Origin of the sequence: Moorena sp. SIO4A1 (genome assembly GCF_010672065.1) — a bacterium.
Classification (GTDB): domain Bacteria; phylum Cyanobacteriota; class Cyanobacteriia; order Cyanobacteriales; family Coleofasciculaceae; genus Moorena.
This window is the reverse complement of sequence record NZ_JAAHHX010001028.1, coordinates 1-1,069: the sequence shown is the minus strand read 5'-3', so window position 1 is coordinate 1,069 and position 1,069 is coordinate 1. Positions and strand designations below refer to the sequence as shown.

Sequence of the window (1,069 nt, the reverse complement as noted above, 5' to 3'; positions counted from 1 at the left end):
CCGCTTTGCTGATGACTTCGTAATCCTAACAGAAAGCGAGGAAGATGCGGCGAACGCTAAGGAAATCACCGAAAAGTGGTTATCTGAAAGAGGACTAAAACTATCCAAGGAAAAAACCAAAATAAGCCATGTATCCACAGGATTCGACTTCCTAGGATGGACTTTCCGAAAGTATAAGACCACCAGTAGAAAAACGGGATTAATAACCCTCATCAAACCCTCCCAGAAAAGCGTAAAGAAAGTCAAGAATAAACTGAAAGAAGAATTCAAAAAACTCAAAGGGGTATCCCAGAGAGAAGTGATACATAAACTCAATCCAATAATAAGAGGATGGAGCAACTATCACAGCGGAGCAGTCTCCAAGGAAATCTTCTCACAGCTTGATAACTACGTATACTGGAAACTCCAACGGTGGGGTAGACGAAAGCACTCAAAGAAATCTCATGAATGGGTTAATAAAAAATACTTCGGTAAATTATGTCCCGGCAGAGATGACAATTGGGTATTTGGAGAAGAAGGATATCACATAAACAAATTCGCTTGGACAAGAATTGAAAGACACACTTTAGTGACTTTCGATAAATCCCCAGACGACCCAGGACTAATAGAATACTGGAAGGAAAGGGAAGTCAAGCAGAAAGAAAAAACGGCGAGGAGTAAACTTTCTAGCGGACGAGACAAAATAGCCAACAGACAGGGATATAAATGTCCCTTCTGTCAGCAAAATCTAGGTAATTACGATAAAGTGCATCTACATCATATTATGCCAAAAAGCCTAGGGGGTCTCGACAAATACGATAACCTCATCTACCTGCATAACGATTGCCATCACTCCATCCATGCCTTGGGTGCGACTAATCCCGACATACAACAAATGTTAAGAAGCGGGATGGAAAAACCCTCTAAGACCCGGAACAAAAGCCAAAAGGTACAAAACCGGAAATCGAAGAAAAGCAAGTCGCAAAAATAACGTGTTCAAAAGGAATTAGGTGCGCCGTGTACTTGGAGACTTGTTCGCACGGTGCTTAGGGGGCGAAGCGGGGGCAACCCCGCCGACCTACCCAATCCA

Annotated in this window: 1 protein-coding gene; it reads left to right on the top strand. The window is 42.8% G+C overall.

The genetic code is table 11. The annotated features are described in order from the left end of the window. A partial coding sequence (locus F6K53_RS45005; protein WP_293087621.1) for a group II intron maturase-specific domain-containing protein occupies nt 1–970 on the top strand: 970 nt, incomplete at its 5' end. Nucleotides 971–1,069 lie beyond the last annotated feature (99 nt).